The sequence below is a fragment of the Cetobacterium somerae genome (assembly GCF_022430525.1).
Taxonomy (GTDB): Bacteria; Fusobacteriota; Fusobacteriia; order Fusobacteriales; family Fusobacteriaceae; genus Cetobacterium_A.
In genome coordinates this window covers 1,190,729-1,216,271 of record NZ_CP092519.1, presented here as the reverse complement: position 1 = coordinate 1,216,271, position 25,543 = coordinate 1,190,729, and the positions used below count along the sequence as shown (strand labels likewise).

The following is a 25,543-nucleotide window of genomic DNA, read 5'->3' as shown; positions in this document are numbered from 1 at the left end:
TTTAAAAAGACCCCTTATATGACATATCCCAGAATTTATATTCATAAATACTACAATTAATAAAAATAGTTTTTAAGTGTTCTTTTTCTTCTTCAGATATATTTTGACAATACTTTTCAACAAGTTCAATGTTCCAGTTAGTTAATTCTTTGTATCTAGAAGATGAGTAACATTCAATCCATTCCCCATAGAAGTCATCATTAGAACCGTAAATTTCTTTTAACTTTAGTCCAATCATTTCATAACTCCACATACAAGAAAGAGCTGCAACTGCTATTTCTTTTATATCACCACAATGGGCAACTGAAAGCATATAACTAGTATATGATGTATTATCAAGAGTTGGTTTTTCTAAAATAATATCTTGTTCAGTAATTCCTAATTTTTTCATATAAACTCGATGTATACCCATTTCAGAATTTAATATACCATCTGTAAGAGAGGCAAATTTTTTCATATCATTTTCATTTTTACTTTTAATAACACCTAATGCAAAAAGTTTTGCATAATCAAGAAGATAAATATAATCCTGAATAATATAAAATTTAAATTTATCTTTTTCTAGAGATCCTTCACCAATACCTTTTACAAATGGATGAGAATAGTAACTATCCCAAATTTCTTTAGCATTTTTATATAATTCTTTTGAAAACATAAAAAACCTCCTATTAAAATTTTTATAAATAAAAAAAGCTATCTTCCAAAAAATAGGAAAATAGCTTATATCCACAATTATAAAATAAAAGTGATAATTAACTACTTCCCTACGCTAGTATTAACTAGATCAGGTTCTAAGGGTAAATCTCAGCCAAAAGGCACCCCTAGTAGTTTAAAATATTATTCAATTATTAGAATGGAAACTCATCTTCATCAAAAGATGATCCACCAAAGTCATCGTTAGAAGATTGCTCAGCAACTTTAGGTGCTGAATAAGATGGTGTTGGAGCAAAATCAGATGGTGCAGATGATTCTCCTCTTCCTTCAACAAATTCCATACTTTCTACAAGTACATCATAAGATGTTCTTTTTTCTCCGTTTACCTCATATCTATTCATTTGAAGTCTACCGTTAACAGCAACTTTTCTACCTTTTCTTAAGTATTCACCGATAAGTTCAGCTGTTTTTCCAAAAGCAACACAGTTAATAAAGTCAGCTTCTCCTTTAGAAAAAGGTCTATCAACTGCTAAACTAAATCTTGAGTATGCTTTTCCGCTTTGACCAAATTTAAGTTCAGGATCTCTAGTTAAACGTCCAATTAATACAACTAGATTCATAAATACCTCCTACATTTTAGTTTATACACAGAGATTATAACAGAAAAATAAAAAAAATAATATTTATTTATAAAATAATTTTTTTAACTAAGGTATTGAATATGGTATAATATTATGAAAAATGTAAATTATAGAAAGGGGAAAAAATGAAAAAAGCAGTTTTATTAGATGTGAGTGCAATAATGTATAGAGCTTTTTATGGAAATTTAAATTTTAGAACTAAAAACGAACCAACGGGAGCGGTATATGGATTTGTGAATACTCTTATGAGTATTATAAATCAATTAAATCCTGATTATATAGGGGCTGCTTTTGATGTAAAAAGAGCCACTTTAAAAAGAAGTGAAATATATAAGGAATATAAAGCTCAAAGGGATGCTGCGCCAGAAGATTTAGTGGCTCAAATACCTAGAATAGAAGAGCTTTTAGATTGTTTTGGAATAAAAAAATTTAAGATAGATGGATATGAGGCAGATGATGTATTGGGAAGCTTGGCTAAAGAGTTAGGAGCTGAGGGTATTGAATCTTATATAATAACAGGAGATAAAGATTTATCTCAGATTTTAGATTCGCATGTGAACATAGCTCTTTTAGGAAAAGGTGATGGTGGAGGATTGAAAATACTATCTACTGAAGAGGATGTTATTGAACAGCTAGGAGTAAAACCAAAAATGATTCCAGATTTATTTGGATTAATTGGAGATACAAGTGATGGAATTCCAGGAGTAAGAAAAATTGGTTCTAAAAAAGCTATTCCAATGTTAGAGAAATATGGGAATTTAGAAGGAATTTATGAAAATATAGATTTTTTAACTGAACTTCCTGGAATAGGAAAATCTTTAGTAAATAATCTAATTGAGGATAAGGAGTTAGCTTTTATAAGTCGTGAGCTAGCAACAATTGAACTATTAAATTTAGGTATAAAGGCAGATGAATTAGAGTATAAAAAAGATGATAAAAAACTTTTAGAACTCTTTAAAACATTAGAATTTAAATCTCTAATAAAAAAGATGAATTTAGAGGATGGACAAAGTCAAGTAATAGCTCAACCAGTTTCACAGAATGGAATGCAGCTAGGATTATTTAGTTTTCAAGGGGCACCTGAAATACTTGAGGAAAAAGGATTTTTTGTATTAGAAGGAATTAAAATAAAAGAAAAATTAAACTCAGATAGTGAAATATCTATTTATTGGGGAGAAAAAGGTGCGGCAGTATCTTTAAAAAATAAAGATTACTTTTTGCCGTTAAAAGATGAAGAAAGTAAAAATTATTTTAAGGAAGTTTTAAATTCAAATAATAAATTTATATCATATGGGTTTAAAAACTTTTTAAGACATGGATATTTTGTAAAAAATATGGATTTTGATACAATGTTAGCTTATCATTTATTAACATCTCAAACTAGAGAAGAGATTGAAGTAATGTTAAAAAATGTTATAGAAGAGGACGTAGAAAAGTATAGTGAAGTTTTTGGAAAAACAAAAATAGAGGATATATCTGATGAAGATTATGGAAAGTTTCTTACAAAAAGAACAAGGGGAATGCTTGTTGCTTACCCAGAGCTTGTAAAAGAATTGGAAAATAATAATCTATATAATGTTTTAAAAGAAACAGAGATGCCTTTGATTAGAGTATTAGCTGATATGGAAATTGAGGGAATAAAAATATCACCAGAATATTTCTCTAAATATAGCTTAGAATTAGAAAGTAGAATAGATGAGTTAACAAAAAAAATATATGAGGAAGCAGAAGGGGAATTTAATATTAATTCACCTAAACAATTAGGTGAGGTTTTATTTATTAATTTAAATATTCCCCCAGTGAAAAAAACTAAAACAGGATTCTCAACTGACAGTGAGGTTTTAGAAAAATTGGCTGAACAAGGGTATGAAATAGCTAAATCTATTTTAGAGTTTAGAAAATTAAGTAAATTAAAATCAACTTATGTTGATCCTCTTCCAAAAATGGTTGATGAAAATAATAGATTACATACAACTTTTAATCAAACAGGTACAGCAACAGGAAGATTATCATCATCAGACCCAAATCTTCAAAATATTCCAGTGAGAACTGAAGAGGGAATGAAAATAAGAGCAGGATTTATAGCCAAAGATGGCTCTGTTTTATTGGGAATAGATTATTCTCAAATAGAATTAAGAGTTTTAGCTGAAATATCACAAGATACAAATTTAATAGAAGCATACTCTGAGAATTTAGATTTACATAGCTTAACAGCTAGAAAAATCTTTGACTTATCAGAAGATGCTTTAGTGACAAGAGAGCAAAGAGATGCTGCTAAAACAGTGAACTTTAGCATAATATATGGTAAGACAGCCTTTGGATTATCTCAAGAATTAAAAATAACACCAAAAGAAGCTTCAGATTATATAACAAGATATTTTGAACAGTATCCAGCAGTTAAACATTTAGAGAAAGAGATAATTGAATATGCTGAAGAACATGGATATGTTGAGACATATTTTAAGAGAAAAAGAATAATAGAAGGAATCAACTCGAAAAATAGAGTTATAAAAAATCAAGCAGAAAGAATGGCTGTGAATACAGTGATTCAAGGAACTGCTGCTGAAGTTTTAAAAAAGGTTATGATAAATTTATATGACTTATTAAAAGATAAAGAAGATATACATATGTTGCTTCAAGTTCATGACGAATTGATATTTGAGGTAGAAAAAGAAAAGGTTTTAGAATACAAGGAAAAAATAGAAAAAATAATGAGAGAAAGTATTCAATTCTCTAAAGTTAAATTAGAAGTAAATAGCTCTATAGGACAGAATTGGGCTGAAACAAAGTAGGAGGAGATTGTGTCGTATACTTATAAAGTTAAAAATGAAATACTTCATCGTTGCGACTTGAATGAAGATGAAAAATACGCCGAGATAAGAGCGATACTCTTATTAAAACATGCTATTAATCAAAACAGCATAGAGTTGAAATTAGAAAATAAAGAGATAGCTGAAAGAATTTATTTTATGCTAAAAAAGTTAACAAACTTAAAGATTTTTATAAAATTTTCTAAAAGTAAAAAATTTGGAGAGCATAACACTTATGTAATAAGTATTCCATCACAACCTGGAATAAAAAAGTTTATTGAAAGTTTAGAAAAATATTCATCTAATGGAGATGAAGTGAGTGAAGAGGTTGAAAAAGGATTTATAAGAGGGATGTTTTTGGGATGTGGTTATATAAAATCTCCTGAAAAAGAGTATGCTTTAGATTTTTTTGTTGATAGTGATGAATTAGCAGATGAGTTATATAATCTTTTAGTGAAACTTGAAAAAAAAGTTTATAAAACAATAAAAAGAAATAAACCTCTTGTGTATATGAGAAATGCAGAGGATATTATGGATATAATAGTTTTAATTGGTTCGATGAAAGAGTTTTATAATTATGAAGAGACAACCATGATAAAAGATTTAAAAAATAAAACTATTAGAGAGATGAACTGGGAAGTTGCCAACGAAACTAAAACTTTGGATACAGCTAGAAAACAGGTAAAAATGATAAACTATATTGGATATAAAATTGGATTGAATGAATTGAGTCCAGTTTTGGAAGAGATAGCATTTTTAAGGTTAGAAAATCCAGAGGCTTCATTACAAGAGTTAGCAGAGATGATAGGAATATCTAAATCTGGAATTAGAAATAGATTTAGGAGATTAGAAGAAATACATAATGAACTTTTAGAAAAAGAAAGGGAAGCATAAGGGGAGTACAATGAAAATAATAGAGGATATTTTGCTAACTAAAGAAAAATTTGAAAATACATATGTAGCTATAGGTGCTTTTGATGGAATTCATATGGGACATAGAGAATTAATTTCTCAAGCCGTAAAAAAAGCTAAAGAAACTGGTGGGGAATCAGTTGTTTTTACTTTTTTAAATCATCCAATGGAAGTAACAAATAGAGTAAAAGCACCTAAATTAATTAGCTCTTTAGAAGAGAAAGTTCATATAATAGAATCTTTAGGAGTAGACTATTTAATACTTCAACCTTTTACTCAAGAATTTTCTAATATGACCCCTCAGATATTTGTAGAAAGAGTTTTAGCAGATTTATTAAAAGCAAAGGAAATATATGTAGGGTTTAACTTTTCTTTTGGAAAGGGAGGAAAAGGTACAGTTGAAAATTTAAGACAATTGGGAAAGCAATATAAAATTTTTGTAAATATAATAGAGCCTGTAAAAATTAAAGAGCAGATTATAAGTTCAACATTTATAAGAGAAATGTTAGCAACGGGGAATTTGGATATAGCTAATAGATGTTTAGGTCAACCATTTTTAATTATTGGTGAAGTTGTTCATGGAAGAAAGTTAGGAAGAATAATGGGGTTTCCTACAGCAAATTTAAAAATATTAAATAAAATATATCCTCCTTTTGGTATATACGGAGGAAGAGTTAAAATAGAAGGTGAACAAAATTGGTGGCATGCAGTTATTAATATAGGAAAAAATCCAACATTGAAACCTGATGAAAGAAGTATTGAGGTTCATATATTAGATTTTGATAAAGATATATATGGGAAAAGAATATATGTTTCTTTAATAGAGTTTTTAAGACAAGAAAAAAAATTTAATTCAATGGATGAATTAAAAGAAACAATAAAAAATGATGTTTTAAATTGGAAAGAAAAGGTAAGGGTAAAAGCAGATGGAGATTGTATTAAAAATAGATAACTTTGAAGGCCCTTTAGACCTTTTACTACATCTTATAGAAAAGAAGAAAATGAAAATATCTGAAATAAAAATATCTCAGATAATAGATGAATATCTTCAATTTATAGAGAAAGCACAAAGTGATAGTTTAAGTGTAAAGGTGGAGTTTTTAGAAATTGCATCGGAACTATTAGAGATAAAAGCAGTATCTATACTAAGTGTTGAAAAGGAAGAGGAAAAAGAAAAGGATCTAAAAAGAAGATTAGAAGATTATAAAGTATTTAAAGAAGTTGCACAAGTGATATCAAGTATTGAATGTGAATATAATATTTCTTATACTAGAAAAGAGGGGAGAAAAATAACCAAAAATATTCCCAAAGAGTTTGATTTAACTAGTTTAAAACTTCAAGATATGTTTAATAGTTATGTAAAATATTTACCAAAAGATGAGGAATATTTAGAAATTGAAGTTGAAAAAAGATATTCCTTGAAAGAAGAGATGGATAGAATAAAGGTTATTCTTTATTCTTCCGAAAAGGTTGTAGTAGATCTTTTCCGAAGAGCAGAGAATAGAACACATTTGGTATATATATTTTTAGCGATATTAGATTTATATAGAGATGGGATTATATTGATAGAGGGTGAAGGTAACTTAAAGCTCTTTAGGAGGGATTAAGTGGAATACAATTATAAGATATACACACCAGAAAAATATGCTAGTAGTATGAGTAAAGTAGCTTTGAAGAAATATTTAGAAAATAATTCAAAAGAAGATATATTAAATATAAAAGTAATAGATATATCATGTGGTTCTGGAAATCTTTTATTAGCATTATTAGAGGAATTGTTAAAAATTTCAAAAGAAATTTTTGGAGAGTATAGATACAGTGAAAATTGGATAACGGGATTTGATGTAGATTTAAATGCATTAAAACTATTAGAAAAAAGAGCTGAGGCTCTTTTCTTTAAATATGGGGTATTTGGGAAATTAAATCTAAAAGAGTGTGATTCATTATATGAAAAAATAGATGAAAAGTATGATATAGTAATAGGAAATCCACCATATTTAGGAGAAAAAAATCATAAAGAAATTTTTCACACAATAAAAGAAACCGCTTTTGGAAAAAAATACTATAAACCGAAAATGGATTATTTCTATTTCTTTATAGATAAAGGTATTGATATATTAAAAGACGGAGGTATTTTAGTATATTTAACTACTAATTATTGGTTAAAAGCTGATAGTGCAGAAGGAATAAGAGAAAAAATGAAGTTAGAAGGTAGTTTCTTTAGATTGGAAAATTATAGTTATTCAATATTTAAAGATGCTATTGGACAACACAATATAATTTTTTATTGGCAGAAAAATAGAGAAAACTTAGAGATATCTGTAAATGATGATGATATCGAGTATTCTATTGAACAAGAAAATATTTTTACAGAGGAACATAGTAAAATTGCATTAATTCCTCCTTTTTGGAAAGAAAATATAAAGAAAATTAGAGAAAAAAGTAATGTTATTTTAGGTGACCTTGTAAATATTAATCAAGGGATAGTGAGTGGAGCGGATAAGGTTTTTGTTTTTGATGAGTATAAAGAGGAGTTTAAAAAATATTTAAAACCATTTTATAAAAATAGAGATATAGGTAAATATGAAATATCAAAAAAACCACCATTTTGGATTATGTATTTAAATGGCAAGTCTAAATTAGATGATGTAGTCACAAATTATTTATTGGATTATAAGAGTAAACTATCTATGCGAAGAGAGGTTATAAATAATAGAATAAATTGGTGGGAGTTACAATGGGCTAGGGATGAAGATATTTTTTTAAAACCTAAAATTATAGTTAGACAAAGATGTAAAACTAATAATTTCGCCTATACAGAAAAAGAGTTTTATGGAAGTGCGGATATATATTATTTAACTGCAAAAACAGAAGAGATTAATTTATACTATATTTTAGGATACTTAAACTCTAAAATTTTCTTTTCATGGTTTAATTATATAGGAAAGAAAAAAGGAAAAAATTTAGAGTTTTATTCAACTCCTTTAAAAGAATCACCTCTATATTATCCAACTGTTAAAGAAGAAATAAAATATATTGAAAATCTTGTAAAGAAACAACTTGAAGATTATAATGAAAAAACTCAAGATGAAATTGATAATTATTTTAGTAAAATAATGAATATAAAAAATATGAGTGCAGAGAATTAACTCTGCACTCATATTTTTTTTATGAATATTATAAAGCTTTTATATCATTTGCTATAAATTGAGCTTTAGCACCAAATATCGCTTGAACTCCATTTTGTCCAACTTTTAGAACTCCAGAAGCTCCAAGTCTTTTTAATTCTGCATCGTTTACAAGAGCAGTATCTTTAACTTCAAGTCTTAATCTAGTGATACAAGCGTCGACAGAAATAACATTTTCTTTTCCTCCTAGAGCAGCAAGAACAAGAGTAGCTAATTCACTACCTTCAGCTTTAGGTTGATCATCAACTTCAGTACCAACTTCTCTTCCAGGAGTAGCTAAATTGAATTTTCTAATAAAGAATCTGAATCCGAAGTAATAGATTACAGAGAATCCTAAACCGACAATAATAACCATTGGCCAGTTAGTTTCAAATCCCTCAGTTCCAGGAAGAACTCCAAACATAATATAGTCAATAACTCCACCAGAGAATGTCATACCAATTCTAACACCAAACATGTTCATTAACATAAATGATAGTCCAGCGAAGATACAGTGGATTCCGTATAAAACAGGAGCAACGAATAAGAATGAGAACTCTAAAGGTTCAGTTATTCCTGTTAAGAATGAAGTAAGAGCAGCAGAGAATAAAATTCCAGCAGCCATTTTTTTATTTTCATTTCTTGCTTCGTGGTACATTGCAAGAGCAGCAGCAGGTAGTCCAAACATCATGAATGGGAATTTACCAGTTAAGAATTTTCCAGCTCCAGAATATGTAGCTGATGAGAATGAATGAACTCCATCTTTTAACATTGCAAACCAAATAGCTTGGTCTCCGTTAACGATTTGACCAGCGTTGTTTGTATACTCACCAAATTGATACCAGAAAGGTGCGTAGAAAATATGATGTAATCCAAATGGAATTAAAGCTCTTTCTGTAATTCCAAATAATAATGTAGAGATATTAGTATTTGTTTCATTAGCTAAGTAAGATAATTGAGCAAGTCCTGCTTGAACTGGTTGCCAAATATAAGGCATAGCTAAACCAACTAAGAAAGCTAATACAGCAGTCATAATAGGAACAAGTCTTTTTCCTGCAAAGAAACCTAAGAAAGCTGGTAACTCTGTTTTATAGAACTTTTTGTAACAAATAGCAGCAATAATACCTGCGATAAGTCCTCCGAAAACTCCAGTTTGAAGAGTAGGGATTCCTAAAACCTCTGCGAAAGCAGGATTTCCAGCAGCAATACCATTAGCAGCATCTGTAAGTGTTCCCATAGTAGTATTCATAATCAAAAGTGCAACAATAGCAGCAAGAGCGGCAATACCGTCTCCACCTACTAAACCAATAGCAGCTCCAACAGCAAATAAAAGTGGTAAATTACCAAAAATTATTCCTCCAGCTTGCTCCATTAAAGGTATTCCTAACTTATTTCCAGCAGCAAGGAATATACCAGCAGCTGGTAAAATTGCAACCGGTGTCATCAAAGCTTTACCGATTTTTTGAACTTCAGCAAATATTTTCATAAAACTCCTCCATAAGATTGATAATAAAGAATGTTTAATTCACTAAAAGAATACATTTTATTTTAAAAAAAGTCAAGAAAATTATCAAAATAAATGAGCCTTTTTTTTACGCATAATTTGTGTTATAATTTAACAAAAGTTTTTAAAAGGGAGTAAAACATCTATGAAAACAGATGAAAAAAATAGAAAATATAAGATACTTGAACCCTTTTTTAAGAAGGAGAAAAAATTAAGAGAGATAGAAAAAGAAACTCAAATCTCTTATGCCACATTAAAAAGATGGGTAAGTCAATATAAAGATTCAGGAGAAAAAGGATTAGTAAAAAAAACTAGGGTAGATAAGAATACTTTTAAAAAAGTAAATGAAGATGTAATGGAACACTTAAAAGCTTTGTATAAAGAATACCACACACTACCAGTAACAAAACTGTATGATAAAGCTAAAAATACCCTCAGTTCTTATAATAGTATGATAAGTTACCCAACTTTTTTTAGAATAATAAACAATTTAGATGAAAATATTAAACAAAATTCTATAAAATCTGTAAAAAAAGATAGGGTGTACGAATATGCTATTATACAAAAAGCGATTCCAATTCCTTTTTTTAATAATAAAAATAAAATTTTTTATTTGACTATTTTTTATAATAAAGAGAATTATAAAATAATAAATTTTATTTTTGAAGAAGAGAAAAGAGAATTAATAAAACTATTTAATTTTATTCAAGAAAGTATTATAATAGAAGGAGCTTATCCTAAAAATATATCTTTGGATGAACGAATTCAAGGAGTTTCTAAAAACTTATTAAGAACAATATTTTTTAAAACTAAAATAAGTCTAATTCAAGAAGAAGCTGACGAAAATATGATGGGATTCGTTAGATATATTGATACAGATATTTTGAAAGAATTTAACAAAGAAAAACCCAAGAATATAAAAGAAATTTCATTGTTTATAAAAAAATATTTATTTATAGAAGATAATAAAATAGAAGGTTTAAATAGTGAAGAGAAATATAAACTTTTATATTTTTTACATAAGTATAAAAGAAAAGTTTATAATAGTACAGTTAGAGTAAAAAATAATATATATAGTAGTTCATTGTTAAAAGATAAAGAGGGCTCTGTTGTAGATATATTCTATAATGAGTTTTCTATAGAAAGAGTTGATGTTTACATGAAGGATATATTTATTGATAAAGCTAAAATAATAAAATAAATACTAGGAGTGTGCATGTTTAAAAATTTTTTAAAAGGAATAGTAATAGGAGTTGCAAATGTTTTACCTGGTGTTTCAGGGGGAACACTAGCAGTAGTGTTAAATATTTATGATAAATTAACAGAAGCAGTTGGGAATTTTTTGACAGCTTCAATGGAAAAAAAAATAGAATATGCTAAATTTTTATCACAAATAGGGTTGGGAGCAGTAATTGGAATTGTTGCATTTGCAGGAGTTATTTCTAAAATGTATACGTTATATCCTAGAGGAACAACAATTGTTTTTCTATTTTTGATACTTCCGTCAATTCCAGTAATATTAAAAGGTGAAAAATTTTTTAAAAGAGATAATCTTTTTGCCTTTTTCGCAGGCGTTATATTTACAGGAGTTTTTATATATATAACGAAATTGTTTGCAGGAGAAGAAGTTGTGAGAACAACAGCTTCTATTTTTACAATATCTTATGGAATTAAACTTTTTTTCTGTGGGATAATAGCAGCAGGAGCTATGGTAATACCTGGAATTTCAGGATCTTTATTACTTATGATAATGGGAGAATATTATAATATATTAGGATATATAAAAAGTTTTAATATATTACCATTAGGTTTTTTTGCTGTAGGAACAGGAATAGGATTAATTTTAGTTTCTAAGGGAATAAATATACTGCTTAACAAATATAGAAGTTATACTTTAAACTTTATAGTTGGTATAATAATCGTTTCTTTAGTACAAATAGTAGAAACGTTGTTTATAAAATAAAAAAAGCCTTAAAAAGGCTTTTTTATTTTATAATTTTTTTAAAGCTTCTAAAGCAGCATCGTAATTAGGCTCTTCAGTAATCTCTTTTAAATATTCAGTGTAAGCTATTTTACCATTTTTATCTATGATAATTACAGCTCTTGAAGTTAATCCAAGTTCTTTAATATATAGTCCATAGTTATGTGAAAACTCTCTATCTTTATAATCTGAAGTAGTTATAGCATTTTTAATATCTTTAGCTCCACAGAATCTGTTTAAAGCAAAAGGTAAATCCATAGAAATAGTTAAGATAATAACATCCTCTAATTTTGCAGCTTCTTTGTTAAATCTGATAGTTTGCATTTCACAAACAGGTGTATCAATAGATGGCATAGCTGAAATAACTACAGTCTTTCCTTTTAAATCATTTAGAGAAAGAGGTGATAAATCAGTTTTTGTAACAGTAAAGTTAGGTGCAACATCTCCAACAATAACCTCTTTTCCAACTAATGTTAAAGGACTTCCACCAAATGTAATAACGTCTTTTCTTTCCATGATAAAACCTCCTAAATTTTGTATTTAAATTATACTTTTTTAGTGTATAAAATGCAAGAAAAACTTTTAAAATTTTTAACATCATCAGCACCACTTAGTATCATACTTTGATAAAGTTGACTTTTGAATGTTTCAAGAGTAATTTTAACTCCTTCTTGTCTACCTCCAATAGATCCCCAAATTATAGGACGACCAATTAAAACTCCATCAGCTCCAAGTGCTAGATATTTAAGAATATCTACTCCTTCTCTCACCGCTCCGTCGGCTAAGATAGTTATATCATTACCTACAGCTTTAGATATTTCTTGTAAAACTTCAGCAGGAGCAAAAGTTTCATTTAAACAACGACCTCCGTGATTAGAAACAACAATAGCAGAGGCACCTGCGTTAACACATATTTTAGCTTCATCAACAGTTAAAATTCCTTTTATAATAACAGGAAGCTTTGTTGATGAAATAATTTCTTTTAAATCATTTAAAGTTTTAGGACCTACAGGTTGGTTAAATAATTTCATCGTAACAAGACCAGCACCATCTACATCAATTCCAACAGCTATCGCTCCAGCTTCTTCAGCTAGTTTGATTCTTTTTATGATTTCAGAATTTTCTCTAGGTTTAATTATGGCAATACCTTTACCATTAGCCTTCTTTATTGCATCAATTCCTACTTGAAAACAATTAGGATCTCCTGTATCTCCAATCATAGCTATAGTACCAGCGTCGATAGCTCCAAATACAATATCGTTAGAGTATTCTTCATCACTGACATATCCACCCATATTGAATTTTGTTCCAGTTATAGGAGCAATCATAGCTGGAAAAGATAATTCTTCTCCAAAGAAATTACATTTTAATTTAGGGTCAGTGACTCCATGTAGAGTCCTCATTGCAATTTTGACCTCTTTTAATTTTTCATAAGATCTTTGAAAGCTTCCACCACTAATAGCTCCACCCATTCCAGGAACTTTACCTGCACACCATCGACCATTACACTCTGGACATAATATACAAAAATCTTTCATTCTTTCCTTTGCATTTTTTTTAATCTCTTTTATATCCACTTTTTTCCTCCCGTAAAATGTTTATTTTGAACAATCTTTTGTATCGATTATTAAAGTAACTGGACCATCATTTAAAAGTTCAACTTTCATATCCGCTCCAAAAATACCAGCCTCAGTTTTAAATCCAAGATCTTTACATTTTTTTAGAAATTTTTCATATAATTCATTAGCTATATCGGGTTTAGCAGCATCAATAAATGCAGGTCTACGTCCTTTAATACAATTTCCATAAAGAGTAAATTGAGAAATGATTAAAAGTTCACCGTCAACGTCTTTTAATCCTAAATTCATTTTGTCATCAGAATCATTAAATACTCTTAAATCGGTTATTTTTTTAGCTAACCAGTCAACTTCTTTTTCAGTATCGGTATGAGTGACACCTAAAAGTACAAGAAATCCTTGTTTTATCTCACCAGTGATTTGATTATCAACACTAACGCTTGCGTGCTTAACTCTTTGTATAACAGCTCTCATAAAGCAACTCCTTTTCTATTTTTATTGGTAATTATATCATAAAAGTGATATAATTATTAAGAAAAATTAAAAACTAATATTTTATGAAGAGGTACAATATGGGGAGAGAAAGAGTTTTAACAGATTTCGCAAAAGTTATTAATTCTGATAGGTATCAATATACAGAAAGTGATATTTTTCTAATGGAAAACATGGAAGAAAAAGAAGCTATATTTGATATGTACTTTAGAAAAACTGAAGATGGAGGTTTTGCTGTTGTATCAGGAGTACAAGAAGTAATTGAGTTAATTGAAATTTTAAATGAAACGAGCGAGGATGAAAAAAGAGAATATTTCTCTAAGATAATAGAGGAAAAACATCTATTAGAATATTTAGTAAAAATGAAATTTACGGGAAATCTTTATGCAATGAGGGACGGAGAAATAGTTTATCCAAACGAGCCTATAATTTCAATAAAAGCACCGTTAATTCAAGCTAAAATTTTAGAAACACCAATTTTAAATTTAATGAATATGCAATTAGCTATAGCAACAAAAGCTTCAAGAATAACAAGAGCAGCCCATCCAATTCCTGTAAGTTCTTTTGGAAGTAGAAGAGCTCATGGTTTTGATAGTGCAGTATCGGGAACTAAGGCCTCAATAATAGGTGGATGCTTATCACATTCAAATATAGTTACAGAATATAAATATGGAGTTCAGAGTGTTGGAACAATGGCTCACTCATTTATACAAGCTTTTGGTGTTGGAGCTTTAGCTGAAAAAAAGGCATTTGATACTTTTATAAAGCATAGAAGAGAAAGAAAAGCTAACTCTTTAATACTATTAATAGATACATATAATACGTTAGGAATAGGATTAAAAAATGCAATTCAAAGTTTTAAAGATAATGGAATAGATGATTCTTATAAAGGGAATTATGGAATAAGAATTGATTCAGGGGATTTGGCATATTTATCAAAAAAATGTAGAAAAGAGTTAGATGCTGCAGGATTAAAAAAAGCAAAAATATTTTTAACAAACTCTTTAAATGAATCTTTAATAAAATCTTTAAAAGAACAAGGAGCTTGTGTAGATATATTTGGTGTGGGAGATGCTATTGCTGTAAGTAAATCTAATCCGTGTTTCGGAGGAGTTTATAAAATTGTAGAAATTGATTATAAACCCGTTATAAAACTTTCTGAAGATGTTATAAAAATTTCCAACCCTGGATTTAAAGAGGTATATAGAATTTATGATAGAGAGGGATTTGCATACGCAGATTTAATAACTCTTGTAAATAATGATTCTGATAAAGAAAAGTTACTAAGAGGAGAAGATTTATTAATCAGAGATGAAAAATATGAGTTTAAATCAAGCTTATTGAAAAAGGGAGAATATACATATAAAAAGATAACACGTGAATTTGTAAAAAATGGTGTTGTAATGGAAGAGAGCTCTCAGCTTATGGATGTATTAAATTCAAGAGATTATTATCTTGACTCTTTAAATAAAATATCTGATGAAAGAAAAAGATTAGAAAATCCACATCAATATAAAATAGATTTATCTAAAGATTTGCTTGAATTAAAATATAATTTAATCAAAGAGATTAAAAGTCAAATAAATTAAAAATAGGCTGACATAAGTCAGCCTATTATAATCATTTATCTAAACCAACAATAAGCAATTCAGCAGAAGCTAAATTTGTAGCAATTGGAACTTTATGAACATCAGAAACTCTGATAAGTGCTGAGATATCGGGTTCGTGCGGTTGAGATGTTAAAGGATCTCTAAAAAATAAAACAGCTGCGATATTATCAGTGGCTACTTCGGCACCAATTTGTTGATCGCCACCTATAGGTCCTGATTTGAAGCGTTGAATTTGTAAGTTAGTTGCCTCCATAATTCTAAGTCCAGTTGTACCAGTTGAAACAAGAGGGTATTTTGCCAAGATGTGCTCATATTTTTTCGCAAAGCTAACCATTTCTGGTTTCATGTTGTCGTGAGCGATTAATGCTATTTTTTTCATTTTGACCTCCATAAGTTTTACTACAATCATTATACAATAAAAAATTAATATATAAAAGGAGTAAGTGTATGAATTTTGATAAAATTAATTATATTGAGAGGAAAACTGGGGAAATAAAAACAGAAATTCCACCAGGAGAAGGATTTTTAAAGTTTTTATATTATAATCCATTAGGAAAATTACCTCTAAATTTAGTTGTTAGAAAAAAATTTTTAACAGATTATTATGGAAAAAAGATGTCTGAAAAATCATCTATAGAAAAAATAAAGCCTTTTGTAGAAGAAAATTCTATAAATATGAATGAGTCAAAAAAAAGAGTTGAAGAATTTACATCTTTTAATGATTTTTTTATAAGAGAGCTAAAAGAGGGAGCAAGAGAAATAGCTAGAGATGAGAATGTGTTAGTTTCTCCTGCAGATGGAAAAATACTAATTTTCAATAATTTAAAAGAAACAACAAAGTTTTTTTTAAAAGGAGACGAATTCACATTAGAAGAATTTTTAATGGATAAAGAGGAAGCTAAAAAATTTAAAGGTGGAACAATGGTAATTATAAGACTTGCACCAGTAGATTATCATAGATTTCATTTTCCTGCGGATGGGATAATAGGTGAGTCTAAATTAATAGATGGCTATTATTATTCTGTTTCTCCTTATGCAATAAAAAAGAACTTTAGAATTTATTGCGAAAATAAAAGGGAAGTTTCAATTTTAAAAACTGAAAAGTTTGGTGAAATAGTTTTAAGTGAGATTGGAGCTACGATGGTTGGTGGCATAAAGCAAACATACAGCCCTAATACTTTAGTAAAAAAAGGAGAAGAAAAAGGATACTTCTTCTTTGGAGGATCATCGTGTGTACTGCTTTTTCAAGAAAATAAAGTAGAGTTTGACAAAGATATTTTAGAAAATAGTAGTAAAGGTCTAGAAACTAAAGTATATATGGGTGAAAAAATAGGAAAAGCTAAGTAGGTGTATCTGTGAAAAAACAAAAAAAATATTTCAGAAAAGGAGATGTAATAGTTTATACAATACTTATTAGTATATTTTCTGTACTAGGATTTCAAATAACAAAATTTAAAGCTTCAGATGCTGCAAGTGCTGAAGTTTATGTAAATAATCAACTGAAGTATGTATATCCATTACAAATAGAAGAAAAAGATATTTTTGTTCCGACTGATATAGGTGGAGTAAATGTAAAAATAAAAGATAAAAAAATAAGAGTCACAACTTCAAATTCGCCTCTAAAACTGAATGTAAAACAAGGTTGGATAGGTCAGCCGGGAGAAGTTATAATTGGAGTTCCTGATCGATTAATAATTAAGGTTGTTGGAAAAACAAATGAAAGATCAGATGATGTAGACTTTATAATAAAATAATTTAAAGAAAGGAGTAAAGTAATGAAAAAAGGATATCTACACTTTTTTATAGTTGGATTGTTATTAATTTTAATTCAAACTTTTTTTCAATATAACGAAGCTTTCAATTCTATGGTGGGGCAAATGGTAAGTTCTATAACACCATTTATCTACGCTATTTTTATAGCTATATTAGTAAGTCCTCTTGTAAAAATTTTTGAAAATAAAGTAAAAATGAGAAGAGCATGGGCGATTGGAATAAGTTTAATGATAGTTTTTCTTGTTATAATTGAATTGGTTTTGATTATAGTTCCGAATATTATAAATAGTGTAACTGATTTAATTGATAAATTTCCAACAATGTTAGCAAGTCTAAGCTCTAATACTGAGCATTTAATAAATTTTTTGAAAGAAAAAGATTTGCTTTTCTTTGATCCTAAAGAAATAGAAAATAATTTGATAAAATTTACAAGAACTAATTTAGGAAATTTTAAAAATTTAGCATTTGGATTGGGAGCTGGAGTTTTAAGAAGTTTAATGGGAGTGATTAACTTTTTTATTGGAGTTTTTATCTCTCTTTATTTAATGTATAGCAAAGAATATTTTATGGAGTTTTTAGAAAATATTTTATTGCTTTTTACTACGAAATCAAAAGCGAAATATGGTGTAGATTTTGTTAGAAAAGTAAATGATGTATTTTTAAAATATATTTTAGGAAGAATATTAACATCAGCAGTTGTAGGGTTTTTAGTGTTTTTAGTTCTTTTTATAGCAAAAGTACCATATGCTCTTTTAAGTGGAGTTATGGTAGGAATAGGAAATATGATTCCGTATGTGGGATCAATAGTAGCTGGAACTATAGCTACATTCTTAATATTATTAGCAGCACCATTAAAAGTAGTGTATCTTTTTATAGCTATAGGAGTTGGACAAGCTGTAGATGGATTTATAATTGGTCCAAAAATAATGGAAGAGTCTGTTGGAATGAGTAGTTTTTGGACCATTGTAGCAGTAATGGTTTGTGGAAGTTTCTTTGGACCCTTAGGAATGTTTTTGGGAGTGCCAGTATTTGTAATTATAAAATTTATATATTTAGAGTGTTTAAAAAAAAGGAGTGAATAGATGAGTAAGAAGTATAGATTAATAGCCTCAGCAACAATGGGTTTAGAGAGCGTTGTTAAGGATGAGTGTAAAGAATTAGGATTTGAAAATATTGAAACATTTAATGGAAGAGTTGAATTTGATGGAGATGAGAAAGACATTGTAGAAGCTAATTTACACTTAAGATGTGCAGACAGAGTTTTTATAAAAATGGGAGAATTTAAAGCTTTAACTTTTGATAATTTATTTGAAAATATAAAAAGATTACCTTGGGAAAATATAATTTCAATAGATGGAGAATTTCCAATAAGTTGGGTAAGTTCAGTAAAATGCAAACTTTTTTCAAAATCTGATATTCAGAAAATTGTAAAAAAGGCGATAGTTGAAAGATTAAAAGTAGCATATCAAACAGAAAGACTTATTGAAACAGGAGCTCATTATAGAGTCAAAATCCAAGCGCATAATGATATATTTTTAGTTATGATTGATACAAGTGGTGAAGGATTGCATAAAAGAGGGTACAGAAACTTAATAAATGAAGCGCCTCTGAAGGAAACAATGGCAGCAGCTTTAGTATTATTAAGTCGTTGGAAAGGTGGAGATAGACCTCTATTAGATCCAATGTGTGGAACAGGAACTATTGCAATAGAAGCAGCTATGATAGCAAGAAATGTAGCCCCAGGAGTAAATAGAAACTTTGCATCTGAAAAGTGGGATATAATACCTGAAAACTTATGGATTGATTTAAGAGATGAAGCATTTTCAAGGGAAGATTATGATAAAGAAGTGAAAATATATGCTTCTGATATAGACTCTGAAACAGTAGAAGTAGCTAAATTAAATGCTATAAGAGCTGGGGTAGAAGAAGAGATTGAATTTAAATGTATGAACTTTTTAGAGTTAGAAACAATGGCAGAAAAAGGGTGCATAGTATCAAATCCACCATATGGAGATCGTTTATTAGATGAAGACGCTGTAGAAAGATTGTATGGTCTTATGGGAGACATTTTCCAAATGAGATTCCCAAAATGGTCTTACTATATAATTACATCTTATGAAAATTTTGAAAAAGTATTTGGGAAAAAGGCCACAAAAAATAGAAAGCTATATAATGGTGGAATAAAATGTCACTATTATCAATATTATGGAGCTAGATAATGAATGAATTTGATTTAATAGTAGTTGGAGGAGGACCAGGAGGAATTTTTACAGCTATTACAGCAGCAGAAAGAGGCTTTAAAGTAGCTCTTTTAGAAAAAAATAAACGTATAGGAAATAAAATATTGGTAGCAGGGAGCGGAAAATGTAATTTAACTCATACTGGAAAGCCTAAAGATTTTTCTGATAAATATGGACAAAATGGAAAATTTTTAAAAGAGGCTTTGAATAAATACTCTCCAGAGATGTTAAAGACGTTTTTTAAAGAAAATGGGTTACCTTTAGTTTTAGTTGAAGAAACTGGAAAATATTTTCCTGAAACATTTAGCTCTTTAGATGTTGTAGATCTTTTAAAAAGAAAGATGTTGACTCTAGGTGTTAAAATAATAGAGGGAATAAAAATAGAAAGTATTCAAAAAAACTTAGAAATATTTTCAATTTTAACAGATAAAGGATTGTATAAATGTAATAGTCTAGTTCTAGCAACAGGAGGAAAATCTTATCCTGGAGTTGGAACAACAGGAGATGGATATGTGATGGCTAAGGAGCTAGGTCATAAAATTATACCCCCAAAACCAGCACTAAGTCCTATATATGTGAGAGATTATTATTTTCAAGAACTTTCTGGAATAAGTTTTCAAAATGTTAAGATTACTATATGGAGACAAAATAAAAAAGTTATAGAAAAAAAAGGAGCTGTATTGTTGACACATACGAATTTTAGTGGTCCTGGAATACTTGATAATTCTAGATTCGTTGAAAGTGAAAGTCAGCTAGAAATTAATTATATTGGAAAAGAGTATGAGGTTTTAAACAAAGAGTTAATCGAAGAAATGAATAAAGATGGTAAAAAAACTATAAAGAAAGTTTTATCTTATTATTTTTTACCTGAAAGATTTATAAAAACTATATTATCTATCTTAGAAATAAGTGAAGAATTAAAAATAGCAGAACTTTCAAAAGAGAAAAGAGAGAATTTAGTAAGACTATTAACTTCAAATAAGATGGAGATAACAAAAGTTGGAAGTTTTGAGATGGCTATGGTAACAAGAGGTGGAGTCTCTTTAGATGAAATAAATGCTAAAACGATGGAGTCTAAAAAAACTCAAGGTCTTTATTTAGTTGGAGAACTTTTAGATATAGATGGAGATACAGGTGGATATAATATTCAAGCAGCATGTTCTACTGGAGTTTTAGCTGGAAAATCTATAAGAAAAAAGGAGAGAGAATAATGAAAAAAGAGGAATTTATAAGTTATGCTCAAGAAGTAATTTTAACAGTTTTAAAAATTACTTCTACTCAATTGGATAAATTAAGAGAAATGGGAGATATTTCAGGGGAGGAAATTTTAACTGAAAAAGTTTTATTACCTTATGAAAAAATATATGGAGCACTTTTAGAGATGAAAGTAGATAAAATGAGCGAAGAGGAATTCAATTCTTTTAAAGAGATGGTAGAAGAGATAAGAGAGAAGAATAGATTACCGCTTGAAAAAATTCAAGAGACTTTAAAAAAGAGAATGGAGTTAAAAGATAAGTCTGGAGCTATAGTTGTAAAAAGATTTTTTAAATATAATTTAAATAGATTGTTGGACAAAAAAGATAAAATACTTAACAGATACAATCAGCTAGCAACAGAAGAACAAAATTTAGAAAACTTATTAAAAGATACTATACAAGAAGAGGAACAATTTGATATAATTTATAAGCTGCAACCAGTGAGAGAAAAACTTAGAGATACAGAGGATAAGTACTTAGTTGTTGAAAAAGATATCAATCAATTAAAAAAGAAGTTAGAATCTAAATGGCCTTATGAAATTTACGGGGTTGTTTCAGAAGAGGAACTTTTAGAAACATATAAAGAAGCTTTTAAAATGGAGGACTAGTAAGAATGGAAAAAGGATTCAAACAGATTTTGATTTTATTGGCAGTATTTATTGTCTTTTTTCTTTCGAAAAAGATGTTTGCAAAACCAAGAGTTGTTTTAGGAAAAAATATGGAGGTAAGAAATATGAAAGAAGTAAAATTAAACGCAAAAATAGTTACACCAAGAGGAGATATTAACTTAGTTCTTTTCCCAGAAGTAGCACCAGTAACAGTATTAAACTTTGCACACTTAGCAATGAGAGGATACTATAATGGTATTAAATTCCATAGAGTAATTGAAGACTTTATGATTCAAGGTGGAGATCCAACAGGAACAGGAACAGGTGGACCAGGATATCAATTTATAGATGAGTTTAAAGAAGGAGTAGTTTTTGATAAAAAAGGAATATTAGCAATGGCTAATGCTGGACCAGAAACAAATGGATCACAATTCTTTATAACTCATGTTGAGACACCTTGGTTAAACTACAAGCATACAATTTTTGGTGAAGTTGTATCTGAAGCTGACCAAAAAGTTGTAGACTCAGTAAAGCAAGGAGATATCATTGAGAGAATTGAAATTACAGGAGATGTAGAAGAGTTCTTAAAAAATGAGGAAAATGCTGAGTTCACAGCTCAAATGGATGAAATCTTAGATTCTCAATTTCCAAATTTAGTACAATACTAATTTAAAAATAGGGGGATAATTCTCATGGTAAAGATAGAGAATGAAAAGTTAACTGTACTAATTAATAAGTTTGGTGCAGAATTGAAAAGTGTTATAAACAAAGAGAATGGAATTGAATATATTTGGCCAGGAACTGAAGGAAGCTTTAAAAAAAGTGCTCCAAATTTATTTCCTTTTATTGGAAATATTTTAAATGGAGAAATAGATTATCCTTTAGGAAAAAATGAAAGAGTTACTCTTTCAATGACAAAACATGGTTTTGCTAGAGATTTGGAGTTTGAAATTTTAGAAGTGACAAATAGTATAGCAAGATTTCAATTGAAGCCAAATTCATATACAAAGGAAAGATATCCGTATAACTTCTCTTTAATAGTTGAATACATATTAGTAGAGGATACTTTACATCATAATTATATAGTTAAAAATAATGATGTAGTTGAAATGTACTATCATATAGGTGGACATACAGCGTTTTATTGTAACTATAATAATGACAAAACTTTTGAGAATTACTATTTAGAATTAAAAGAAGAAGAGTGTGAATTATATAAAATTGATGAAAGAAATAACTCTTTTTTATTTGATATTCCAGAGAAGGTAACAATATGTGAGAAGTTTAATTTATCGAAAGATAAATTTGCTAAAGATGCATTGGTATTTGTAGGAATGGAAAATAAACAAATAGATATAAAACATTTAAACTCTTCTCATGGAGTTGAATTTAAATTTGAAAATTTACCAATATTAACTTTATGGACAAGTACGGATTCAAGTGAATTTATTTGTTTAGAGCCATGGGCTGGAATAACAGATTTTACAAATGGTTCTAATAAAGTTGAAAATAAAAAAGAGATTCAGAGATTAAATTCAAATGAGCAAAAAAAATATTCACAAATAATAAGATTTTATTAAAATAAACACTCCTATACAGAGATTATTTTTTGTATAGGAGTGTTTTTATTAATTATTTTCCAAAAGAACAATGTGGAAAAGTACAAATTGGACAGTCGAGACATAGTCCACCGTGGCCGTATGAAGCAATGTCTTCAAAAGTTATTTTTTCGTCTGCTAAAATTCTAGGAAGAACTAAATCGAAAGCAGTTCTTTTAGAGTGCATAACACAACCAGGTAAACCTAAAATAGCTCTTTCTCCATGGTAAGCTAAAAGTAGCATAGCTCCAGGTAAAACAGGAGATCCATAAGTGATTAATTCTCCTCCCATTTCTTTTATAGCAAGAGGAGTTCTATCATCAGGGTCTACAGACATACCACCTGTGCAAAGAATAAGTTCTGCATCGCTATCTAGTGCTTCTTGTATTTTATCTTTTATCATTTCTTTTTCATCTGAAGAAAATGCGTGATAAATAACTTTACACCCATATTCTTCAACTTTTTTAGTTAGAATAGGACCAAATTTATCTTGAATTCGTCCATAAAAAACTTCGTTTCCAGTAGTTATAATGGCTATTTTTTTTGGCTTGATTGGCAAAATTTTAATAATGTTTTCTTTTGAGATGCTTTCCATCTCTATAATTTTATCTTCGTTAATAACTAAAGGAATAACTCTTGTTCCAGCTACTTTTATCCCTTTTTTTATAGGAGTGTTATTGTGTAAAGTAGAAACAATAATTTCACCTAGACTATTTATTTTTAGTAATTCAGCTACATCAACTTTTAATAGTCCATCATTTTTTGCAATAAAATCTATTTTCCCTTCTTTAATTGTTGAAAAATCCAATCCTTCACCAGCAATATGATTTTTTATTCTTATGGCAGCATCATTCTCGTGAAGAGTCCCCTCTTGATGTTCCCATACATAAAGATTGTCTTTTCCAAGTTTTAAAAGTTCTGGAATATCTTCTTCTTTTATGATATGCCCTTTTTTAAAAGCTACTCCTTTAAATTCACCTGGAACAATTTTTGTGATATCATGGCATAAAATCATACCTAAAGCATCAACAGTTTTAACAGTTTTCATAAAAACCCTCCCTAAATGTATTGTTTTATAAGAATTTTAAATTTACCTTTCTTGTTTTCTCCTAAATTTTTTTCTAAAATAAATTTACCTTTTTTTCTAATTGTAATTACCGAACCGATATTAATTATTTTATTTTTACTTTTTTCAATATTATAGTTAACTAAAACATCTCCGCTCTCGATTAAATTTGTACTAATGTTTCTAGATGAATTTGCAATAGAAGCTATAATAGAATCAAGTCTAAAAGATGAAATAGTATCTGTAATTTCTTTAAATTCTAATTGAGGAATTTGAGAAGTACTGATGGTACTAATATTTATAGGAATGGTATTTATTTGGCTAAGATTATTTTTTATAATGTTAAAAATATCCTTTGTAGTTATGCAATAACCAATATTATCTTTAACGATAATATCGCCTAAAATTTCTCGTTTAAATCCAAGTCCCATAATTGTCCCCAAAAAGTCTTTGTGTTGTAATGTTTTAAATTTATTAGAAGCGTCAATTTTAAAATAAGTAACAACTTCTTCTAAAGATGAAGAATCGAAAAATTTTGGGGTGAAAATTACTAATTTCTTTTCACTATCAGGAGTTAATCCTAAAGTGTAAATCTCTAAATTGATTGAAGTACAAACATCGTAAAGTTTTGTCCAAATTTGTGGTGGTAAAAAAATAGAACCATAAACAGGGTAATCGATGTCTAAACACAATGATAAGTCTTCCCAAATAGATGCAATGAGAAATTCATCTTCATTTGGAAATAGATTGAAAAAATATTTTTTATTCATATATTACTCGCTTTCACTGGATTATTTTGAAAAGTATAGATATATTGATTTTATATCATATATATGATAAAATCAAATAGATTTGTAAAAATAGGGAGATGATTAAAAATGGTAGAAAGAAAGTATATTGCACCTAATGCAATTACAGCAGCGAATATGTTTTTAGGATATCTAAGTATCACAGCTTCCATAGCGGGGGATTTCTCAAAAGCTATTTGGTTTATAATATTAGCTATGGTATGTGATGGATTAGATGGAAAAACAGCGAGAAAACTAGATGCATTTAGTGAATTTGGAAAGGAGTTTGATTCTTTCTGCGATGCAATATCTTTTGGATTAGCACCAGGTATACTGGTTTATTCAGTGCTAAAAAGTTCTGATGGAATGAAATCTTTTGTTATTCCAATATCATTCATATACGCGCTGTGTGGAGTTATGAGATTAGTTAAGTTTAATATAGTAACAACAGCATCAAGTGAAAAAGATGATTTTAGTGGAATGCCAATACCATCTGGAGCATCGGTTGTATGTTCGTATTTACTATTTGTAGAAGTAGTTAAAACAAATTTTGGAATGAATTTATTTTCAATAGAGGTTTTTGTAGGATTAACACTATTAGCAGCAATTTTAATGGTAAGTACAATTCCATTTAAAACACCTGATAAAGTATTTGGATTTGTTCCTAAAAAGCTGACAATACCATTTATTGTTTTAATTCTAGTAACGCTTAAATATAGCATGTTTATAGTTACTTGTTACTATATACTAGTTAATTTAACAAAGTTTTTTACAGAGAGATCAAAAGAAGACGTTGAATAAAAAATAATTGATTATGATACCCGATAAAATCCAAAAAAACTATTGGAAAATCGGGTATTTTATTT

Annotated in this window: 26 protein-coding genes and 1 riboswitch; of the genes, 17 read left to right on the top strand and 9 right to left on the bottom strand. The window is 28.6% G+C overall.

The window, feature by feature from the left end; all coding sequences use genetic code 11:
* Nucleotide 1: 1 nt before the first annotated feature.
* Together tenA and MKD34_RS05535 are read right to left on the bottom strand one after the other, a co-directional pair.
* Entirely contained in the window at nucleotides 2–655 is a 654-nt protein-coding gene (tenA, locus tag MKD34_RS05540) for a thiaminase II (RefSeq protein WP_240218622.1), read from the bottom strand.
* 89 nt (nucleotides 656–744) lie between these two features.
* Nucleotides 745–833: riboswitch (TPP riboswitch) on the bottom strand.
* Between the two features lie 15 nt (nucleotides 834–848).
* Nucleotides 849–1,274 (bottom strand): single-stranded DNA-binding protein, encoded by a 426-nt coding sequence (locus MKD34_RS05535; protein ID WP_240218621.1) that lies wholly within the window; start codon nucleotides 1,272–1,274, stop codon nucleotides 849–851.
* Nucleotides 1,275–1,420: 146 nt separating this feature from the next.
* Here MKD34_RS05535 and polA point away from each other — a divergent pair, with 146 nt between their 5' ends.
* From polA to MKD34_RS05510, 5 genes are read left to right on the top strand one after another with little or no spacing between them, the layout of a single operon-like run.
* Nucleotides 1,421–4,087, top strand: a complete 2,667-nt coding sequence (polA, locus tag MKD34_RS05530; protein ID WP_240218620.1) for a DNA polymerase I — start codon at nucleotides 1,421–1,423, stop codon at nucleotides 4,085–4,087.
* Nucleotides 4,088–4,096: 9 nt separating this feature from the next.
* Nucleotides 4,097–4,999: a DNA-binding protein WhiA gene (gene whiA / locus MKD34_RS05525; protein WP_240218619.1), complete on the top strand. Its 903-nt coding sequence runs from the start codon at nucleotides 4,097–4,099 to the stop codon at nucleotides 4,997–4,999.
* 10 nt (nucleotides 5,000–5,009) lie between these two features.
* Complete coding sequence (locus MKD34_RS05520; protein ID WP_240218618.1) at nucleotides 5,010–5,969, top strand: bifunctional riboflavin kinase/FAD synthetase; 960 nt, start codon at nucleotides 5,010–5,012, stop codon at nucleotides 5,967–5,969.
* Nucleotides 5,944–6,624, top strand: coding sequence for a segregation and condensation protein A (locus MKD34_RS05515; protein ID WP_240218617.1), 681 nt, complete (start codon nucleotides 5,944–5,946; stop codon nucleotides 6,622–6,624). The genes MKD34_RS05520 and MKD34_RS05515 overlap by 26 nt, the downstream gene beginning before the upstream one ends.
* The gene (locus MKD34_RS05510) at nucleotides 6,625–8,166 is read left to right on the top strand and encodes an Eco57I restriction-modification methylase domain-containing protein (protein WP_240218616.1); all 1,542 of its coding nucleotides are present in this window, start codon (nucleotides 6,625–6,627) and stop codon (nucleotides 8,164–8,166) included.
* Between the two features lie 28 nt (nucleotides 8,167–8,194).
* Here the strand turns inward: MKD34_RS05510 and ptsG are convergent, their stop codons facing one another.
* On the bottom strand, nucleotides 8,195–9,670 hold the full coding sequence (gene ptsG / locus MKD34_RS05505) for a glucose-specific PTS transporter subunit IIBC (RefSeq protein ID WP_240218615.1): 1,476 nt from the start codon (nucleotides 9,668–9,670) through the stop codon (nucleotides 8,195–8,197).
* Between the two features lie 163 nt (nucleotides 9,671–9,833).
* On the opposite strand from ptsG, the gene MKD34_RS05500 reads away from it, so the two are divergent.
* Both MKD34_RS05500 and MKD34_RS05495 read left to right on the top strand, forming a co-directional pair.
* The gene (locus tag MKD34_RS05500) at nucleotides 9,834–10,889 is read left to right on the top strand and encodes a Mu transposase C-terminal domain-containing protein (RefSeq protein WP_240218614.1); all 1,056 of its coding nucleotides are present in this window, start codon (nucleotides 9,834–9,836) and stop codon (nucleotides 10,887–10,889) included.
* Nucleotides 10,890–10,904: 15 nt separating this feature from the next.
* Complete coding sequence (locus MKD34_RS05495; protein ID WP_240218613.1) at nucleotides 10,905–11,651, top strand: DUF368 domain-containing protein; 747 nt, start codon at nucleotides 10,905–10,907, stop codon at nucleotides 11,649–11,651.
* A 27-nt stretch (nucleotides 11,652–11,678) separates the two neighbouring features.
* Here the strand turns inward: MKD34_RS05495 and tpx are convergent, their stop codons facing one another.
* The 3 genes from tpx to dtd are packed head-to-tail and all read right to left on the bottom strand — an operon-like array spanning nucleotide 11,679 to nucleotide 13,720.
* Nucleotides 11,679–12,185, bottom strand: a complete 507-nt coding sequence (gene tpx, locus MKD34_RS05490) for a thiol peroxidase (RefSeq protein WP_023049891.1) — start codon at nucleotides 12,183–12,185, stop codon at nucleotides 11,679–11,681.
* 29 nt (nucleotides 12,186–12,214) lie between these two features.
* Nucleotides 12,215–13,246 (bottom strand): alpha-hydroxy-acid oxidizing protein, encoded by a 1,032-nt coding sequence (locus tag MKD34_RS05485; protein ID WP_240218612.1) that lies wholly within the window; start codon nucleotides 13,244–13,246, stop codon nucleotides 12,215–12,217.
* A gap of 21 nt (nucleotides 13,247–13,267) precedes the next feature.
* The gene (gene dtd, locus MKD34_RS05480) at nucleotides 13,268–13,720 is read right to left on the bottom strand and encodes a D-aminoacyl-tRNA deacylase (protein ID WP_240218611.1); all 453 of its coding nucleotides are present in this window, start codon (nucleotides 13,718–13,720) and stop codon (nucleotides 13,268–13,270) included.
* 98 nt (nucleotides 13,721–13,818) lie between these two features.
* On the opposite strand from dtd, the gene MKD34_RS05475 reads away from it, so the two are divergent.
* Nucleotides 13,819–15,327 carry a nicotinate phosphoribosyltransferase gene (locus tag MKD34_RS05475; RefSeq protein WP_240218610.1) on the top strand — a complete coding sequence of 503 codons (1,509 nt, stop codon included), beginning with the start codon at nucleotides 13,819–13,821 and terminating at the stop codon, nucleotides 15,325–15,327.
* Between the two features lie 31 nt (nucleotides 15,328–15,358).
* Here the strand turns inward: MKD34_RS05475 and mgsA are convergent, their stop codons facing one another.
* Nucleotides 15,359–15,727 carry a methylglyoxal synthase gene (mgsA, locus tag MKD34_RS05470; protein WP_040406271.1) on the bottom strand — a complete coding sequence of 123 codons (369 nt, stop codon included), beginning with the start codon at nucleotides 15,725–15,727 and terminating at the stop codon, nucleotides 15,359–15,361.
* 68 nt (nucleotides 15,728–15,795) lie between these two features.
* On the opposite strand from mgsA, the gene MKD34_RS05465 reads away from it, so the two are divergent.
* The 8 genes from MKD34_RS05465 to MKD34_RS05430 all read left to right on the top strand — a co-directional run bounded on the left by MKD34_RS05465 (nucleotide 15,796) and on the right by MKD34_RS05430 (nucleotide 22,805).
* Nucleotides 15,796–16,695 (top strand): phosphatidylserine decarboxylase, encoded by a 900-nt coding sequence (locus MKD34_RS05465; RefSeq protein ID WP_240218609.1) that lies wholly within the window; start codon nucleotides 15,796–15,798, stop codon nucleotides 16,693–16,695.
* An 8-nt stretch (nucleotides 16,696–16,703) separates the two neighbouring features.
* Entirely contained in the window at nucleotides 16,704–17,102 is a 399-nt protein-coding gene (locus MKD34_RS05460; protein ID WP_240218608.1) for a NusG domain II-containing protein, read from the top strand.
* Between the two features lie 21 nt (nucleotides 17,103–17,123).
* Entirely contained in the window at nucleotides 17,124–18,203 is a 1,080-nt protein-coding gene (locus tag MKD34_RS05455) for an AI-2E family transporter (protein WP_240218607.1), read from the top strand.
* Nucleotides 18,204–19,340 (top strand): THUMP domain-containing class I SAM-dependent RNA methyltransferase, encoded by a 1,137-nt coding sequence (locus MKD34_RS05450; RefSeq protein ID WP_240218606.1) that lies wholly within the window; start codon nucleotides 18,204–18,206, stop codon nucleotides 19,338–19,340.
* Nucleotides 19,340–20,572, top strand: coding sequence for a BaiN/RdsA family NAD(P)/FAD-dependent oxidoreductase (locus tag MKD34_RS05445; protein ID WP_240218605.1), 1,233 nt, complete (start codon nucleotides 19,340–19,342; stop codon nucleotides 20,570–20,572). The genes MKD34_RS05450 and MKD34_RS05445 overlap by 1 nt, the downstream gene beginning before the upstream one ends.
* On the top strand, nucleotides 20,572–21,225 hold the full coding sequence (locus MKD34_RS05440) for a hypothetical protein (protein ID WP_240218604.1): 654 nt from the start codon (nucleotides 20,572–20,574) through the stop codon (nucleotides 21,223–21,225). The genes MKD34_RS05445 and MKD34_RS05440 overlap by 1 nt, the downstream gene beginning before the upstream one ends.
* Before the next feature lie 125 nt (nucleotides 21,226–21,350).
* A complete protein-coding gene (locus MKD34_RS05435; protein WP_051364123.1) occupies nucleotides 21,351–21,893 on the top strand; it encodes a peptidylprolyl isomerase in 543 nt (180 codons plus the stop codon).
* A 24-nt stretch (nucleotides 21,894–21,917) separates the two neighbouring features.
* Nucleotides 21,918–22,805: an aldose epimerase family protein gene (locus MKD34_RS05430; protein ID WP_240218603.1), complete on the top strand. Its 888-nt coding sequence runs from the start codon at nucleotides 21,918–21,920 to the stop codon at nucleotides 22,803–22,805.
* A 52-nt stretch (nucleotides 22,806–22,857) separates the two neighbouring features.
* Here MKD34_RS05430 and MKD34_RS05425 read toward each other — a convergent pair whose 3' ends face one another.
* Together MKD34_RS05425 and MKD34_RS05420 are read right to left on the bottom strand one after the other, a co-directional pair.
* Nucleotides 22,858–23,871 (bottom strand): molybdopterin-binding protein, encoded by a 1,014-nt coding sequence (locus MKD34_RS05425; RefSeq protein WP_240218602.1) that lies wholly within the window; start codon nucleotides 23,869–23,871, stop codon nucleotides 22,858–22,860.
* 11 nt (nucleotides 23,872–23,882) lie between these two features.
* Complete coding sequence (locus MKD34_RS05420; RefSeq protein ID WP_240218601.1) at nucleotides 23,883–24,659, bottom strand: YlmH/Sll1252 family protein; 777 nt, start codon at nucleotides 24,657–24,659, stop codon at nucleotides 23,883–23,885.
* Between the two features lie 108 nt (nucleotides 24,660–24,767).
* On the opposite strand from MKD34_RS05420, the gene pssA reads away from it, so the two are divergent.
* Entirely contained in the window at nucleotides 24,768–25,478 is a 711-nt protein-coding gene (gene pssA / locus MKD34_RS05415; RefSeq protein WP_185891333.1) for a CDP-diacylglycerol--serine O-phosphatidyltransferase, read from the top strand.
* Nucleotides 25,479–25,543: the final 65 nt, after the last annotated feature.

Bases quoted from the DNA above. Each gene is read 5' to 3' on its own strand.
- tenA (WP_240218622.1), bottom strand. From the start codon at position 655: ATGTTTTCAAAAGAATTATATAAAAATGCTAAAGAAATTTGGGATAGT.
- MKD34_RS05535 (WP_240218621.1), bottom strand. From the start codon at position 1,274: ATGAATCTAGTTGTATTAATTGGACGTTTAACTAGAGATCCTGAACTT.
- polA (WP_240218620.1), top strand. From the start codon at position 1,421: ATGAAAAAAGCAGTTTTATTAGATGTGAGTGCAATAATGTATAGAGCT.
- MKD34_RS05520 (WP_240218618.1), top strand. From the start codon at position 5,010: ATGAAAATAATAGAGGATATTTTGCTAACTAAAGAAAAATTTGAAAAT.
- MKD34_RS05515 (WP_240218617.1), top strand. From the start codon at position 5,944: ATGGAGATTGTATTAAAAATAGATAACTTTGAAGGCCCTTTAGACCTT.
- ptsG (WP_240218615.1), bottom strand. From the start codon at position 9,670: ATGAAAATATTTGCTGAAGTTCAAAAAATCGGTAAAGCTTTGATGACA.
- MKD34_RS05500 (WP_240218614.1), top strand. From the start codon at position 9,834: ATGAAAACAGATGAAAAAAATAGAAAATATAAGATACTTGAACCCTTT.
- MKD34_RS05495 (WP_240218613.1), top strand. From the start codon at position 10,905: ATGTTTAAAAATTTTTTAAAAGGAATAGTAATAGGAGTTGCAAATGTT.
- tpx (WP_023049891.1), bottom strand. From the start codon at position 12,185: ATGGAAAGAAAAGACGTTATTACATTTGGTGGAAGTCCTTTAACATTA.
- dtd (WP_240218611.1), bottom strand. From the start codon at position 13,720: ATGAGAGCTGTTATACAAAGAGTTAAGCACGCAAGCGTTAGTGTTGAT.
- MKD34_RS05475 (WP_240218610.1), top strand. From the start codon at position 13,819: ATGGGGAGAGAAAGAGTTTTAACAGATTTCGCAAAAGTTATTAATTCT.
- mgsA (WP_040406271.1), bottom strand. From the start codon at position 15,727: ATGAAAAAAATAGCATTAATCGCTCACGACAACATGAAACCAGAAATG.
- MKD34_RS05465 (WP_240218609.1), top strand. From the start codon at position 15,796: ATGAATTTTGATAAAATTAATTATATTGAGAGGAAAACTGGGGAAATA.
- MKD34_RS05455 (WP_240218607.1), top strand. From the start codon at position 17,124: ATGAAAAAAGGATATCTACACTTTTTTATAGTTGGATTGTTATTAATT.
- MKD34_RS05450 (WP_240218606.1), top strand. From the start codon at position 18,204: ATGAGTAAGAAGTATAGATTAATAGCCTCAGCAACAATGGGTTTAGAG.
- MKD34_RS05445 (WP_240218605.1), top strand. From the start codon at position 19,340: ATGAATGAATTTGATTTAATAGTAGTTGGAGGAGGACCAGGAGGAATT.
- MKD34_RS05440 (WP_240218604.1), top strand. From the start codon at position 20,572: ATGAAAAAAGAGGAATTTATAAGTTATGCTCAAGAAGTAATTTTAACA.
- MKD34_RS05435 (WP_051364123.1), top strand. From the start codon at position 21,351: ATGAAAGAAGTAAAATTAAACGCAAAAATAGTTACACCAAGAGGAGAT.
- MKD34_RS05430 (WP_240218603.1), top strand. From the start codon at position 21,918: ATGGTAAAGATAGAGAATGAAAAGTTAACTGTACTAATTAATAAGTTT.
- MKD34_RS05425 (WP_240218602.1), bottom strand. From the start codon at position 23,871: ATGAAAACTGTTAAAACTGTTGATGCTTTAGGTATGATTTTATGCCAT.
- MKD34_RS05420 (WP_240218601.1), bottom strand. From the start codon at position 24,659: ATGAATAAAAAATATTTTTTCAATCTATTTCCAAATGAAGATGAATTT.
- pssA (WP_185891333.1), top strand. From the start codon at position 24,768: ATGGTAGAAAGAAAGTATATTGCACCTAATGCAATTACAGCAGCGAAT.